Source organism: Sphaerisporangium sp. NPDC051017 (assembly GCF_040683095.1).
GTDB lineage: Bacteria > Actinomycetota > Actinomycetes > Streptosporangiales > Streptosporangiaceae > Sphaerisporangium.
On the sequence record NZ_JBFBCI010000002.1, the window covers coordinates 214,483 to 227,001 of the forward strand.

Consider the following 12,519-nt stretch of genomic DNA (forward strand, 5'->3'; position numbering starts at 1 on the left):
ACGGGGTTCCGTGGCGGATGTACGGGGTTTCCACGATGCCGCCGGGGTCGGCCGGTTGGCATTGTTGGAGCGGGTCACCACAGGAGGACGGTCAGATGGAGCACCGCATACCGCGGTACACGCTGGAAGGCGTGCGGGGAGCCGAGATTTCGGTCCACCCCTTCTCCACCGAGGACGAGCTCGGGCTGTCGTTGACGCGGTTCCACGGGGACGACTGCGACGACGTCGTGCTCCTCGTCCACGGCCTCACCTCGTCCAGCGACATGTTCATCATGCCCGAGCACCACAACCTGGTGAGCTTCCTGCTGGACAGCGGGTTCGGCGACGTCTGGACGCTCGACTTCCGGATGAGCAACCGCTACCCGTACAACCTGGAGACCCGGCGCCAGTCCCTGGACGACATCGCCGCGTTCGACCACCCGGCCGCGATGGCCGAGCTCCGCCGTCACGTTGGGGCACGGCGGATCCACGTCATCGCGCACTGCCTGGGGTCGGTGTCGTTCCAGATGAGCCTGTTCGGCGGCGCTCTGGACGGCGTCACCAGCATGGTGGCCAACAGCGTGGGCCTGACCCCGCGGGTGCCCGCCTGGGCGCGGGTCAAGCTCACGCTCGGGCCGGCGATGCTGGAGTACGGCCTCGGTCTCTCCTACCTGGACCCGAGGTTCAGCGAGGCCCCGCCGTTCACGCGGCGGCGGCTGCTCTCGTGGCTGGTCTCGTCCTTCCATCCCGAGTGCCGGGAACCGGCCTGTCACATGCAGAGCTTCATGTGGGGCAGCGGCAGGCCGGCGATGTACCGGCACGGGAACCTGACGCCGCGGACGCACGTCCACGAGCGCCTCGCCGACCTGAACGGCGCGGCGGACGTCAACTACTACCGCCACATCGGCAAGATGGTGCGGGCCGGGCGCGCCGTGAAGTGCGAGCCGGGCAACCCGCTCCACGACCGCCTGCCCGACGACTACATGGCCGAGGCCGGGCAGGTCCCGACGCCGGTCCTGTTCATGACCGGTGACCACAACGACGTGTTCACCGATTCCAACATCGTCTGCCACAAGATCCTGTCGAAGCGGGCGCCCGGCCGGCACGAGCTCCAGGTGATTCCCGGCTACGGGCACATCGACCCGCTGATCGGCAAGAACGCCCACGTCGACGTGTTCCCGCGCATCCTCGACTTCCTCAAGCGGCACGCCGGCTGAACACAGTGAGACCAATGAACACAGAGCATGTGGACGCCGTCGTCGTCGGGTCCGGTTTCGGGGGCTCGGTCGCGGCGTACCGGTTGGCATCGGCGGGGCTGTCGGTGGTGGTGCTGGAGCGGGGCCGTGCCTACGCACCTGGCATGTTCCCGCGCAGCCCCGCCGAGATGAGCAAGGCGTTCTGGGACCCGGCCGCGGGCCACTACGGCATGTTCGACGTGTGGAGCTTCAGCGGCTGCGACTCGGTGGTGAGCAGCGGGCTCGGGGGCGGCTCGCTGATCTACGCCAACGTCATGCTCCGCAAGGACGAACGCTGGTTCGTGCACGAGGAGCCGCTGCCCTCCGGCGGGTACGAGTCGTGGCCGGTGACGCGCGCCGAGCTGGACCCGCACTACGACGCGGTCGAGAAGATGATCGGCGTCACGCCGTACCCGCTGGACCACCCGGTCTACTCCGACACGCCGAAGACCAGGGCCATGCAGGACGCGGCCGCCGAGCTCGGGCTCGACTGGCGCCTGCCGCCGCTGGCGATCAACTTCGCGCCGTTCCGCGGCGCCGAGCCGGGGATCGGGCTGCCGATCCCGGACCCCGAGTACGGCAACCTGCACGGCGTGACGCGCCGCACGTGCCGGCTCTGCGGCGAGTGCGACTTCGGCTGCAACGACGGCGCCAAGAACAGCCTGGACCACACCTATCTGTCCGCGGCGCGCCACCACGGCGCCGATCTGCGCACGCTGCGCGAGGCGCGGGCGATCCGGCCGCACCCGGACGGCGGCTACGAGGTCGACTACGTCCGCCACCACCCGGATTCGGGGCGGCGGACGATCCGGTGCGACCGCCTGGTGCTCGCGGCCGGCACGTACGGCACGACGCTGCTCCTGCTGCGCAGCCGCGGGAACCTTCCCGGGCTGAGCGACACGCTCGGCACCCGGTTCTCCGGCAACGGCGACCTGCTGACGTTCCTGCTGCGGGCCAAGGACCGCAGCCGCACCCGCACGATCAACTCCAGCCGGGGGCCGGTGATCACCAGCGCCATCCGCCTGGCCGACGAGATGGACGGCACCCGCGACACCGGCCGCGGCGCCTACATCCAGGACGGCGGGTATCCGGCCTTCATCGACTGGCTGGTCGAGGGCTCCGACGTGCGCAGCGAGTTCCGGCGCGCCGCCCGCTTCCTGGCCGACCGGCTGCGCGCGCTGCTCACCCGCGACACCAACATGTCGGCGGAGATCGCGGGCCTGATCGGCGACGGCGAGCTGTCGGGCAGCTCCCTTCCCCTGCTCGGCATGGGCAGGGACGTCCCGGACGGGCGGCTTCGGCTGCGCGACGGCAGGCTGGACGTGCAGTGGCACTCGCAGGGCAGCGAGGAGCACTTCGAGAGGATCCGCGCCACCATGCGCCGCGTGTCCGACGTGCTCGGGGCCGAGCACTCCGACATGCCGGCCTGGCTGGGCAAGCGGATCATCACCGTCCACCCGCTCGGCGGCGTGCCGATGGGACGTCACGCCGGAGAGGGCGCCTGTGACGCCTACGGCGAGATGTTCGGCCATCCCGGGTTGTACGTCGCCGACGGGTCGGCCCTGCCGGGTCCGGTGGGGGCCAACCCGTCGCTCACCATCGCGGCGCTGGCCGACCGCATGTGCACCCGCATGCTGGAGGGCCGGCCGCCCGCGGGCGGGAAAAGCGTGAACGGAGGTCGGCCGCGTATGGCCGTGGAGACCGAAATGGCCGTCGGCGGGTCGCCCGAGGAGGGCGTCCTGCTCACGGCGGGCGGGCCCGCCGTGCCCACGTCCCTGTCGTTCACCGAGGAGATGACGGGGTTCGTCTCGCTCGGGGTGGAGGACCCGCGGGCCCGTCACGTGAACGGCAGGTCGCACGGGGACCGCTTCTCGTTCCAGCTCACCATCGAGATCGACGACGTCGACGGCTTCCTGACCCGGCCCGCCCACCTGGCGCGGGCCGGGGGCTGGATCGAGGCGGAGTTCTGCGGTGGCCGCCGTACGGTGGAGCGCGGCTGGTTCAACCTGTTCGCGCCGGGCGCGACGCCGGACCGGCGTGAGATGCGCTACCGGCTGTGGTTCACCGACGGCGAGGGGCGGCCCCGCACGCTCGCCGGGTGGAAGGACGTTCATCACGGGCCCGCCACGCGGCTGTGGCTCGACACCTCGACCCTCTACACGTGCTTGCTGGAGGGTCACGTCCCGGAGGGCGAGGACGACGGGGCCGTGGTGGCCGGCGCGGGGACGCTGCGCATCCAGCCCATGGACCTCGCCGCGACGCTGAAGAGCTTCTCGACCGAGGGCCCGCACGGTCTGACCGCGCTGGCCAGATTCGGGAGGTTCTTCGTCGGACAGCTCTGGGACGTCTACGGACCGGGGTGAGGCGGAAACCCCGAGGCGGCCGATCGGTCGAGAGGGAGGTGGATCCCCCGCCGATCGGCCGCCGGCTCCGGGTTTTCGCGGCGCGGTCGCGGTTGGACGTGGTCGTCCCAGCGAGACGGATGACGCCGGCGCCTTCGTCCCCTATTTGGAGGGGTTAGGGGAGGGAGGCGGGGGCGTGGGCAGCGCCGCGAAGTCGACCTTGCCCGTGCTCTCCAGAAGCGTCATGTGTTTCATGACCACGTCCGCCGCGACCTGCGCGAACGCGCGGATCTCACCGCTGGTACCAGAACGTTACAGAATTTTCGTGATCTTGAATGACCGATCTGACTCGTGTAAACATCGGAGGATGTTCGGCGCACGAGCGGTCACACCAGGGCAAACAACCCGAAAATAAGTGGCTCCAGGCTCTGACCGGCTCTAACTTGGTCGACGTGGAGACTCTCAACCGCAGGACGGCCACCGACCAGGCCGGGCGCCCGGTGCTCAGCTACGTCGAGGGCACCCGCGCGGGACGCCCCTGCGCCGACCTCGCCGAGGAACTCGCCCCCGGGGCGGTCGAGGTGATCCTCCGTGACCTGCCGGGGTGGGTCGTGTCGGGCAGCGAGGACCTCGGCCGGCGCCTGCTCGCCGCCGGGGCGCGCCCGCTGCGGCACGCCCACGTCCACTCACGCGACCTGCGCGCCGCCCCCGCCCCCGCCGAGTGGGCCGAGACCGGCTACGGCGTGGTCTCCTCCGACGCCGTCCCCGCCGCCGAGGTGTTCCCCGCCTGGCACGCCGCCTACGGGCCCGGCCATCCCGACCACCGCGCGGTCGACGACGCCGAACTGCTCGAACGCGAACTGGAGCCGCTGCTCGACGGCCGGTCCCACGGCCCGCTGCTGCCCTGCGGCGGGCTCCTCCTGCGCGACGGGCGCGTCGTCGCCGGCGTGCTCGTCGGCGACCGCGGCGACCCGCCGCCCGTCGGCGGCCCGTGGGTCTACGACGTCTTCCGCGACCCGAGCCCGCAGTACGCCGGGCTCGGCGCCGTCATGCTGCGCCGGGCGCTGGCGCTGGCCACCCTGCACGGCCTGCCCGCGCTCGGCCTCGCCGTCACCGAGGGCAACCCGGTCCGCCGGCTCTACGAACGGCTCGGCTTCCGCCACCTGTTCTCGTCGGTCACCGTCATCATCCCGGACTGACGGCGTCGCCCCGGCTTCGGTGACGCCTCAGGAGCGCAGGTAGGCCAGCACCGCGAGCACCCGCCGGTGCTGGTCGCCGTCGTCGGCGTACAGGCCGAGCTTGTTGAAGATGCTCCTGACGTGCTTCTCGACCGCGCCGTCGGTGATCACGAGCTGCCGGCCGATCGCCGGGTTGGACCTGCCCTCGGCCATCAGCCCGAGGACCTCCCGTTCGCGCGGGGTCAGCGACCCCAGCGGGTCGTCGCGCCGCCGCCTCACCATCAACTGGGCCACCACCTGAGGGTCGAACACCGTTCCTCCGGAGGCCACGCGGCGCAGCCCCTCCAGGAACTCGTCCACGTCGGCCACGCGGTCCTTCAGCAGGTAGCCGACCGCGCCGCGCGCGTCGGCGAGCAGGTCGTCGGCGTAGGAGACCTCGACGTACTGCGAGAGGATCATGATCGGGGAGCCGGGCACCAGCCGCCGCGCCTCCACGGCCGCCCGCAGCCCCTCGTCGGTGAAGCTCGGCGGCATGCGGACGTCCACGACCGAGATGTCCGGGCGGTGGGCCGCGACCGACTTCACCAGCGCGCCGCCGTCGCCCACCGCGTCGACCACCTCGCAGCCGAACTCCTCCAGCAGCCTGATCAGGCCGGACCGGATGAGGACGGCGTCATCGGCCACGACTACCCGCACGGCACCTCCGCGACGATCAAGGTCGGCCCCCCGGCCGGCGACTGCACGACCAGCTCACCGTCGACCGCGCGAAGCCGGTCGGCCAGGCCCGCCAGGCCGTGCCCCTTGGCGACGTGCGCGCCGCCGACCCCATCATCGCCGATGCTGAGCACCAGCGTGTCCCCCAGGCGGGTCAGCAACAGCGTGCACAGCTGGGCGCGGCTGTGCTTGGCGATGTTGGTCAGCGTCTCGGCCGCCACGTAGTACACGGTGTTCTCCACCACGGCGGTGTACCTCTCGGCCGTCTGCACGTCCAGGTCGACCGGGACGGTGCAGCGGCCGGCGAGCGCCGCCAGCGCGGGGGCCAGGCCGCGGTCGCTGAGAATCGGCGGCGCGATGCCCCGCGACAGCGCACGCAGCTCGTCCAGCGTCTCGCGGGTCGCCGTGATCGCCTCCGCCAGCGTCACCTGCGCGGCCTCCGGGTCCTTCCGCATCTGGCGCTGGGCCCGGGACAGCTCCATCGCCAGGTACACCAGGCGCTGCTGCGGCCCGTCGTGGATGTCGCGCTCCAGCCTGCGCAGGGCGACCGCCTCGGCCGACACGGCGGCGGCGCGTCCCTCGGTGAGGTCGTCGATGCGCTCGCGCAGCTCGGCCACGCCGACCAGCAGCGCCCGCCCGAGCCCGGCCTGCAGCATCGCCGCGCCGCGCACGACGAACGGCAGGGTGAGGCCGAAGATCGCGCCGAGGCCGACGTGGAACAGCGAGTCCACGATGTAGCCGCTGCCGAGCCCGAGCAGCTCGGGAAGCTGCACGTTGCCCGGGATGCTGGAGGTGATCCACCCGTACAAGGGGTAGGTCAGGCCGGCCAGCGCCACGGCCCACCACGTCACGGTGACGACGAACGTGACGATCGCCACCGGGAAGGCCACGATGCCGTGCAGCAGGTCGAGCCACGACTGGCCGTCCAGCAGCGGCTGGATCGCCCGGCGCGGCCAGCGCGCCCCCGCGGGCGCCCGCTTGCGGCGCGGCAGGGTGACCGGGCGGCCGATGATCGCCGGCAAGCGGCTCCGCTCGATGTTCGCCATGCCCCGGGCCACCATGAGGGTGAGCGCGAGAACGGGGAGGCCGACCCACACCACCGTCGTGCCGATTCCGGCGGCGAGGCCCGGCAGCAGCAGGCAGAAGCTCAGGACGGCGAGGGGGAAGCCGAGCAAGGTGTACAGCGTGTCGGTGCCGAGTCGCTTGAAAAGGGAGGTCATGCCGTCAAAGGTACGAGTCCCTCCGACCTCGATCGAGCCGGTGCGCAGGTCGGCCGATGGTAGGGCCAGCCCTACCACGAGAGGTCAGGTGATCTTCGCCGAAGACACCCGTAGCCGTCAGTGCGCCGGCAGGGGTGGCGGCGAGAGGGTCGAGTCCATCGGGATCCCGCCAGAGCCGGGCTTCCCGGACCCTGGATCCCCTCACGACACGAGGTCCCCCCATGCCCGTGAACCTGGCCGATCCCCCACCCCCCACCACCGTCGCCCTGCCCGCTGTGACGTCCGGCGCCACCACCGCCTCCACCCATGACGCCGCCGGTGCCGGCCCGGTCGCCGAGGTGCGCGCGGGACGCGGCGGCCCGTCGTCCTCCCTCCCCCGCCAGGCCCGGCCGGGGCGCGACCTGTTCATCGACCTGTTGCGCCTGTTCGGCATCGGCATGGTGGTGCTGGAGCACTGGAGCATCCCCGTCCTGTCCTACACCGGCGGCCCGGACGGGCAGATCACCACGGGCAACGCGTTCGCCTCGCCGGGCGCGTTCGTCATCACCTGGATCACCCAGGTCATGCCCCTGGTCTTCTTCGCCGGCGGGGCCGCCAACGCGATCAGCCACCGGTCGCACGTCTCCCGCGGGGGCGGAGACGCGCGCTGGCCGGCCGGTCGCGTGCGCCGCCTCGCCTGGCCCGTGCTTCCCCTGGCCGCCGTGTGGATCCCGCTCCCCCACCTGCTCCTGGCGTTCGGCCTGCCGGAGCAGCCGGTGCAGACGGCCGCGCGCCTGGCCGGACAGCTCCTGTGGTTCCTCGCGATCTACCTGGTCGCGGTCGCGGCGACCCCGGCACTGCTGCGGCTCGGCGAGCGGTACGGATGGCGGGTGCCCGCGGCGATGGCCGTGGCCGCCGTGCTGACCGACATCGTCCGGTTCAACGGCTTCGAGGCGGCGGGATTCCTCAACGTCGCGTTCGTCTGGCCGGCCGTGCACCAGCTCGGCTTCCTGTACGCGAGCGGGCGCCTGGCCGGGTTCCGGCTCATGGTGGCCGGCGGGTTCGGCGCCGCCGCCGCGCTGGTCGCCTTCGGCCCGTACCCGGGGAGCATGATCGGGCTGCCCGGAGCGATCTCCAACATGGCCCCGCCGACCGTCGCGCTGCTCGGGGTGGCCTTCGGGCAGATCGGGCTGGCCATGCTGCTGCGCCCCCGTCTCGTGCGCCTGGCCGCCCGGCCGCGCGTGGCCCGAGTGATGGCGTGGGCGGGACCGCGCATGATGACCGTCTACCTCTGGCACATGAGCGCCCTGTTCGTGGTCGCCGGAGTCGCCGTCGTCGGCCTGGGCCTCGCCACCCCGGCGCCCGCGAGCGCGGCCTGGCTCGCCGGATGGCCCCTCTGGCTGGCCGCGCTCGTGCTGGCCGCCCGCCCGCTGATCCGGCTGTTCGCCCGCTTCGAGGAGCCCCCGTCCGCTTCCGGCGCGCGGCCCGGCGGCGTCCGGGTGGCCGTGGCGACGGCCCTGACGGGCGCGGGGCTGCTCACCCTCACCGTGACGGGCTTCACCACGGGCGTGGCGCCGATGCTCGGAGCCGCCGCCATGCTGACCGGCCTGGCGCTGATCACGCCGATGCGGCGGCCCGCGGCGTTCCGGACGTCCTGGGCCGCCCGCCGGTCCGGGCCCCGCCCCACCCGCGACGGGGCGGTCCCGGCCGCCGGTCAGCCGGTGAGCCAGACGTACCCGGCGAACCTGCCGGTCAGCCTCTCGCGCCGATGAGAGAACAGGTCGGCGGTCTCGATCGTGCAGCGGGCGTCGTGCCGGACGTCGCCCACCCCGGCCCGCGCGAGCTGGGCGGAGATCCCCGCCCGCAGGTCCAGGGCCGGGGCGCCCGCCGGAGTGGACGACCACGTCTCGGGAACCACGGCGGCGACCTCGTCGCGCAGCTCGTCCGACACCTCGTAACACGAACCGCAGGCCAGCGGGCCGACCATCGCGACCAGATCGTCCGCCCCGTGGGCGCGCATCGCCTCCACGAGCGCGGTCACCACGCCGGCCGCCGTGCCCACGCGGCCGGAGTGCGCGCCCCCCACCATCCCCTTGACGGGGTCGGCGAGCAGGACGGGCGCGCAGTCGGCGGCCAGCACGGCGAGGCCGAGCCCCGGCCTGTCGGTGAACACGCCGTCGAGCGAGGGCGGATCGGCCCCGAAGGGCTCGGTCACGTAACTCACGTCACGGCCGTGGACCTGCCGCATGAACACCACGCCGCCGGGGTCGAGCCCGAAGCCCCTGGCGGTCAGCGCCCGGTTCTCGGCGACGGCGGCGGGATCGTCCCCCACCGACCCGCCGAGGTTGCGCGTGCCGTACGGCCCCGCGCTGACTCCCCCGTGGCGATCCGTGAACGCCATCCGCACCTGATCGATCGCGAGCACCCCGCCAGTGTACTGATCCCCCCTCCCGGCGCCGCATGCTTCCTCCGTATTCCGGGCGCTCAGGGGTGCGTGCCGGGGGCCAGCGGTGAGACGTCCAGGCGGCCGTCGTCGCAGGGGGCGGCCGTGAAGGGGATCTCCAGGTGGGCGTTCACCTCGTCCGGCGGCAGGATGATCACCCGGGCCGACGCCGGGCAGGCGGCCTCGCGGCCGGACCGGACCTCGGTCCAGTGCACCTTCGTGTACGCCGAGGCCCGGGGGCGCAGCGTGACCTTGCGCGGCGTCGTGCCGTCCCTGCGGGTCCTGGTGCGCAGCACGTCGCCCCGGCCGTCGATCATGATCAGCCCGACATAGCCGTACACCCAGCAGGTCTTGGACGAGACGTTGGTGAGCACCAGCGGCGCGTACCGCTGCCCGGCCCCCGCGTCCACCCGCCCCGCCCGAGCGGCGAGCGCCGAGGTGTGACACCGCCCAGGCTGCGCCTGTGCCTGGGAAACGCCCGCCGCCGAAATCGGCACCATCGACACTCGTGACGCCGACGTCTTCGCCGTCGAAGCGCCCGCCGCCGTAACCCCCGATGCGCTCAGCACCACGGCCGCCACCCCGGCGGCCAGCGCGAGACGCGCCACGTTCTTGCTTCTCATACCTCGTTGGACGCGCCGACCGCCGGTTCTGTTGCCGCCACTCGTTTTCGAGGCTCGTGGAGGCGAACCAGCCCGGCCCGAGGGTCACACCAAGGACACGTACAGCTCCCGGGTGCGGGCGGCGATGGCCGGCCAGGAGAAGTGCTTCACGGCGCGGCGGCGGCCGGCCAGTCCCATCTCGGCGGCCTTGGCGGGGTCGGCGAGCAGGGTGTTCACCCGTTCGGCGATGGCGGCGGCGAACGCGTCCGTGTCGTGCGGCTCGCCGTCGGCTCCCTGGTCGATGGGGACGAGCAGGCCGGTCTCGCCGTCGGCCACGACCTCGGGGATTCCTCCGGTCGCGGTCGCCACGACGGCGGTCTCGCAGGCCATGGCCTCCAGGTTGACGATGCCCATCGGCTCGTACACCGACGGGCACACGAACACGCCCGCGTGGGTGAGGATCTGGATGACGTCGGGGCGCGGCAGCATCTCGGAGATCCAGACCACGCCCTCCCGGCTCGCCCGCAGCTCCTCGACCAGCGCGGTCACCTCGGCGGCGATCTCGGGGGTGTCGGGGGCGCCCGCGCACAGGACGATCTGCGCGGCCGGGTCGAAGGCGCGCGCGGCCCGCAGCAGGTGGGCCAGGCCCTTCTGGCGGGTGATGCGGCCGACGAACACGACGTACGGGCGCGCGAGGTCGATGCCATGCCGGACCAGGACGTCCGTACCGGGATCGGGCGCGTACTGGCCCGTGTCGATGCCGTTGTGGATCACCGTGACGCGCTCGGGCGCGATCTCGGGGTAGCAGGCGAGCACGTCGCGCCGCATGCCCTCCGAGACGGCGATCACCGCGTCGGCGGCGAGCAGCGCGGTGCGCTCGGCCCAGGAGGACAGGGTGTAACCACCGCCGAGCTGCTCGGCCTTCCAGGGGCGCAGGGGCTCCAGGCTGTGTGTGGTCGCCACGTGCGGGATCCCGTACAGCATCTTGGCGACGTGACCGGCGAAGTTGGCGTACCAGGTGTGGCTGTGGACGAGGTCGGCGCCCGCGCAGGCCGCCGCGATCTCCAGGTCGACGCCGAGCACCTGCAGCGCCGCGTTGGCCCCGGCCAGCCCCTCGGGAACGGAGTAGGCGTCCACCCCCGCCTCCTGGCGCGGCGCCCCGAAGCACCGCACCCGCACGTCGATCAGGCTCCGCAGTTCCCTGGCGAGGTACTCCACATGGACTCCGGCCCCACCGTAGACCTCGGGCGGATACTCACGACTCAGGAGATCGACGCGCATGCGTAGACCATAGCGCCCACCGCTCTCCCAACACCTTCCGGGAAGACCCACCGACAATGCGCAGTCAGCTTCTTGGTCGTGAACGACCGAGCTTGCAGCTCCTCGCCGTCGATGGCTTCGACGGTCTGGTCCGCGTCAGGCAGCGTGACTCACTGCCCAGCCCGCCACACCGCGTGAGGCGATGTTGCGGGCTGCGTTGACATCGGCGTGCTCAGCGAAGCCGCACGAGGTACAGCGGAACGTTTCCCGGTCCGGCCGGTTCTTCTTGTCCACGTGCCCGCAGGACGAGCACTGCTGGGAGCTGTAGGCCGGATCCACATGGATCACCGCGACTCCCCGGCGGGCCGCCTTGTAGGCGATGAAGCCCCCCAGCTGGTGGAAGCTCCACGAGTGCAGCGTGACCCGCTGGGGCTTGCGAAGCCGTACCCTCTCGCGGATGCCCTGGAGGTCTTCCAGGGCGACGCCACGACAGGTGCGTTCTGCCTCGGTCACGATCTTCTTGGCGATCACATGGTTGACGTTCGCGGCGAACCGGGCCTCTTTGCGGGCCCGGCGTTTGAGCAGCCGCTTGGCGGACTTGGTCCGCTTGGCCTGCAACCGGCGGCGCAGCCGGCGATGCCGGTGGCGGACCGCGTTCAGGCCCTTACCGCTATGGCGCACCGCGTCGCTGGTGGTGGCGATGTCGGCGATGCCCAGATCCACGCCCAGGAAGCCATCCGGGGCGGTCACCGGGACGTCGGGCAGCACGCAGGTGGCGATCAGGTACCAGGAGCCGTCGCGGCAGACCAGGTCCGACTCACCACGCCGGTGAGCGGCCAGCATCGCCACCTGACCGGCCGAGCCGGCGAAGGCGACCCCGCGCAGCCGCCCGGCCACGGTCCAGATCGACACCGTACGAGCCTGGAGCTGCCAGGACAGGCACCGGTCATCGAAGGGCTGAGCCGCACCAGCGCGGAAGGTGATCGGTTTGCTCCCGGCCTTGACCCACCGCGCCGATCCCGGCTTGCCCAGGTTACCGGCGGCCAGATTGGCGTGCAGGGTGCGGTAGGCGTCGGCGACCTTCTTGATCACGTGCTGGGCGGCCTGGGCGGCCAGCCCGAACTCGGCCTTGATCCGATCGTAGGCGTGCCTGCGCAGGTCGAAGTTACGAAAGCAGCGCTGGGTGAACGCGATCCGTGATACCAGATCAGCGGCCCGGTTGGCCGCATCCAGGGTCGCCTCCATCGCCGCCGCCTGCTCGGGCGTCGGCAGGAGTTTCACCTGCACCACCAGCCTCACAGCGAACACGCTACCGTTCGCCCCATGTCACCTCGATGAGAACCAGGAAAACCGAACCCCGACATCCGCCGAGGCCGCAGTGTGGTCTACAGCCCGCATGCCCGCTTGGTGTTCACACCCGCGTACCGGCGAAGGGCGACACCTCGGCGGCGGCGTCCGCGGGCGTGTTCACCGACGAGATCCTGCGCCGCTGCGAAGCCGTCATGATCAAGATTCGCGACAGCTTCGAGGCCACGCCGGTCGAGTTCAACGGCGAGCACGACCACGT

The 12,519-nt window shown here is 72.1% G+C and carries 10 protein-coding genes and 1 pseudogene; 5 read left to right on the forward strand and 6 right to left on the reverse strand.

Features of this window, described 5'->3' with window-relative positions:
- Positions 1-95 precede the first annotated feature (95 nt).
- From AB0M95_RS03575 to AB0M95_RS03585, 3 genes are all read left to right on the forward strand, one after another.
- On the forward strand, positions 96-1,196 hold the full coding sequence (locus AB0M95_RS03575) for an alpha/beta fold hydrolase (RefSeq protein ID WP_363758879.1): 1,101 nt from the start codon (positions 96-98) through the stop codon (positions 1,194-1,196).
- 14 nt (positions 1,197-1,210) lie between these two features.
- A complete protein-coding gene (locus tag AB0M95_RS03580; RefSeq protein WP_363758882.1) occupies positions 1,211-3,577 on the forward strand; it encodes a GMC family oxidoreductase in 2,367 nt (788 codons plus the stop codon).
- Between the two features lie 431 nt (positions 3,578-4,008).
- Positions 4,009-4,755 carry a GNAT family N-acetyltransferase gene (locus AB0M95_RS03585; RefSeq protein ID WP_363758885.1) on the forward strand — a complete coding sequence of 249 codons (747 nt, stop codon included), beginning with the start codon at positions 4,009-4,011 and terminating at the stop codon, positions 4,753-4,755.
- Between the two features lie 27 nt (positions 4,756-4,782).
- Here AB0M95_RS03585 and AB0M95_RS03590 read toward each other — a convergent pair whose 3' ends face one another.
- Positions 4,783-5,430 carry a response regulator transcription factor gene (locus AB0M95_RS03590; RefSeq protein WP_358522202.1) on the reverse strand — a complete coding sequence of 216 codons (648 nt, stop codon included), beginning with the start codon at positions 5,428-5,430 and terminating at the stop codon, positions 4,783-4,785.
- Entirely contained in the window at positions 5,421-6,668 is a 1,248-nt protein-coding gene (locus tag AB0M95_RS03595) for a sensor domain-containing protein (RefSeq protein ID WP_363758888.1), read from the reverse strand. Before AB0M95_RS03595 ends, AB0M95_RS03590 begins: the two co-directional genes overlap by 10 nt.
- Positions 6,669-6,889: 221 nt before the next feature.
- Between AB0M95_RS03595 and AB0M95_RS03600 the strand changes: the two genes are divergently transcribed.
- A complete protein-coding gene (locus AB0M95_RS03600) occupies positions 6,890-8,419 on the forward strand; it encodes an acyltransferase (RefSeq protein WP_363758891.1) in 1,530 nt (509 codons plus the stop codon).
- On the opposite strand, the gene pgeF is transcribed toward AB0M95_RS03600, so the two are convergent.
- From pgeF to AB0M95_RS03620, 4 genes are all read right to left on the reverse strand, one after another.
- The gene (gene pgeF, locus AB0M95_RS03605) at positions 8,362-9,048 is read right to left on the reverse strand and encodes a peptidoglycan editing factor PgeF (protein WP_363759138.1); all 687 of its coding nucleotides are present in this window, start codon (positions 9,046-9,048) and stop codon (positions 8,362-8,364) included. The two genes, AB0M95_RS03600 and pgeF, sit on opposite strands and share 58 nt — an antisense overlap.
- Positions 9,049-9,131: 83 nt before the next feature.
- Positions 9,132-9,713, reverse strand: coding sequence for a DUF4232 domain-containing protein (locus AB0M95_RS03610; RefSeq protein ID WP_363758894.1), 582 nt, complete (start codon positions 9,711-9,713; stop codon positions 9,132-9,134).
- Positions 9,714-9,797: 84 nt separating this feature from the next.
- Positions 9,798-10,973 (reverse strand): glycogen synthase, encoded by a 1,176-nt coding sequence (gene glgA / locus AB0M95_RS03615; RefSeq protein ID WP_363758897.1) that lies wholly within the window; start codon positions 10,971-10,973, stop codon positions 9,798-9,800.
- 135 nt (positions 10,974-11,108) lie between these two features.
- Positions 11,109-12,251, reverse strand: coding sequence for a transposase (locus AB0M95_RS03620; RefSeq protein WP_363758900.1), 1,143 nt, complete (start codon positions 12,249-12,251; stop codon positions 11,109-11,111).
- Between the two features lie 203 nt (positions 12,252-12,454).
- Between AB0M95_RS03620 and AB0M95_RS03625 the strand changes: the two are divergent.
- Positions 12,455-12,514, forward strand: a pseudogene (locus tag AB0M95_RS03625) (hypothetical protein); the annotation flags it as partial.
- Between the last annotated feature and the right edge of the window lie 5 nt (positions 12,515-12,519).

Coding starts and splice junctions, on each gene's coding strand:
- pgeF (WP_363759138.1), bottom strand. CDS start 9,048: ATGGCGTTCACGGATCGCCACGGGGGAGTCAGCGCGGGGCCGTACGGC.
- AB0M95_RS03610 (WP_363758894.1), bottom strand. CDS start 9,713: ATGAGAAGCAAGAACGTGGCGCGTCTCGCGCTGGCCGCCGGGGTGGCG.
- AB0M95_RS03575 (WP_363758879.1), top strand. CDS start 96: ATGGAGCACCGCATACCGCGGTACACGCTGGAAGGCGTGCGGGGAGCC.
- AB0M95_RS03600 (WP_363758891.1), top strand. CDS start 6,890: ATGCCCGTGAACCTGGCCGATCCCCCACCCCCCACCACCGTCGCCCTG.
- glgA (WP_363758897.1), bottom strand. CDS start 10,973: ATGCGCGTCGATCTCCTGAGTCGTGAGTATCCGCCCGAGGTCTACGGT.
- AB0M95_RS03595 (WP_363758888.1), bottom strand. CDS start 6,668: ATGACCTCCCTTTTCAAGCGACTCGGCACCGACACGCTGTACACCTTG.
- AB0M95_RS03580 (WP_363758882.1), top strand. CDS start 1,211: ATGAACACAGAGCATGTGGACGCCGTCGTCGTCGGGTCCGGTTTCGGG.